This window comes from Pseudomonas fluorescens (assembly GCF_902497875.1).
Classification (GTDB): domain Bacteria; phylum Pseudomonadota; class Gammaproteobacteria; order Pseudomonadales; family Pseudomonadaceae; genus Aquipseudomonas; species Aquipseudomonas fluorescens_BR.
Window position 1 is genome coordinate 1 of the sequence record NZ_CABVHY010000102.1, and the last position, 1,877, is coordinate 1,877.

Here is a 1,877-nt window from a genome sequence, read left to right on the forward strand (position 1 = left end):
AAGGCGCATCTGGCGGCGCTGCTGGCTCTTACGTCGGCCTTGCTGATCGCGATCTTCGCCTTCGGCATGCCCGCGAACATGGCGGGCTCAGCCGCGCTGTATGGCGCCGCCAACGGCCTGCTGCCGATTGGCTGGATCGTGCTCAACATCATCTTCCTGCATCGGCTTACCACCGAGAACGGCTCGTTCAAGGTGCTGCAAGACTCCCTGACGCGCATCACCGACGATCGCCGTCTGCAATTGCTGCTGATTGCCTTCTGCTTCGGGGCTTTCTTCGAAGGGGCTGCCGGCTTCGGCACGCCCGTGGCGGTCACCGGGGCCATTTTGATCGGGTTGGGCTTCTCGCCCCTGGCCGCGTCCGGCCTGGCGTTGATCGCCAATACCGCGCCCGTGGCATTCGGCGCCCTGGGCACGCCCATCATCACCCTGGCCAAGGTGACCGGGCTGGATGAAATGGAGCTGTCGATGATGGTCGGCCGGCAATTGCCGTTCTTCTCGGTGATCGTGCCGTTCTGGTTGATCTGGGCCTTCGCCGGCTGGCGCAAGATGCTGGAAATCTGGCCGGCGATCCTGGTCGCCGGGGTCAGCTTCGCCGTGCCGCAGTTCCTCGTGTCCAACTACCACGGGCCGATGCTGGTGGACGTGATCGCCGCGCTGATTTCCATGGCCAGCCTGACCGGTTTCCTCAGGGTCTGGAAGCCGGCCACCGTGCATACCTCCGCAGCCCTGTCCGGGCGGGTCGACAACTCCAAAATAGCTGAGGAGCATGACGAACAACCCGTGGCCAGCGCGACCTTTGCCAGCGATGTCAAACCCGCGGTCATGCGCGCCTGGATGCCGTGGATCATCCTCACGGTCTTCGTCTTCGCCTGGGGCACCCAGAGCTTCAAAAACATGTTCGATACCCGGCAGGCTGTAGATCCGCAAACCAGCTCGGCCAAGCTCGATCCCCAGGGCAAGCCGATGCGCGAAGCGAACCCGATCTTCGCCCCGACCCTGACCTTCACCACCATTCACCAGCAGATCGAGAAGGTTCCGCCCGTGGTGCCCGCGGCCAAAACCGAGGAAGCGGTCTACAAGTTCAACTGGTTCACCAGCACCGGTAGCGGCATCCTGCTGGCGGCGATCCTGGGTGGATTGCTGATGGGTTATTCCATCCCGCAACTGATCCACCAATACCTGCGAACGCTGTGGGTGGTGCGTTACTCGCTCATTACGATCGTGGCCATGCTCGCCCTCGGCTTTCTCACCCGCTACTCCGGCCTTGACGCCACCATGGGCCTGGCCTTCGCCGCCACCGGCATCTTCTACCCCTTGTTCGGCACCCTCCTCGGCTGGCTCGGCGTGGCCTTGACCGGCTCGGACACGGCCTCCAACGTACTGTTCGGCGGCCTGCAACGGGTGACCGCCGAGCAACTGGGGATCAGCCCGGTATTGATGGCCGCCGCCAACAGTTCCGGCGGGGTCATGGGCAAGATGGTCGACGCCCAGTCGATCGTGGTGGCCTCCACCGCCACCCGCTGGTACGGCCATGAAGGGGAAATCCTGCGTTATGTGTTTTTCCACTCCATCATCCTGGCCATTCTGGTCGGTGGGCTGGTGACGTTGCAGGCGTATGTGGTGCCCTTCAGCCATATGGTGGTGGGCGGGCCTTGATGACGCGACGTGGTTGATTTTCTCGGCCCAAGGACGGGGCTCTCGTAGCAGCTGCACCATTTGTGGGATCACCAGGAGAGATACCGTCAGGTGTTGGTTTTCAGCTTGGTCCACAGACGAGTACTCAACCGTGCGATGGCAGCGGGGAGATCCTCTACGGTGAACAGCTTATCCATCACCGTTTTCTGTGGGTAAATCGCCAGGTCCTGCTTCACCGACGG

1 protein-coding gene and 1 pseudogene are annotated in these 1,877 nt (G+C 62.6%); one reads left to right on the plus strand and one right to left on the minus strand.

Going from position 1 to position 1,877, the window contains the following annotated elements:
• The coding region (locus F8N85_RS33830) for an L-lactate permease (RefSeq protein ID WP_150806453.1) at positions 1-1,656 on the plus strand (1,656 nt) is incomplete at its 5' end.
• A gap of 86 nt (positions 1,657-1,742) precedes the next feature.
• Here the strand turns inward: F8N85_RS33830 and F8N85_RS33835 are convergent.
• A pseudogene (locus F8N85_RS33835) lies at positions 1,743-1,877 on the minus strand (spermidine/putrescine ABC transporter substrate-binding protein PotF); the annotation flags it as partial.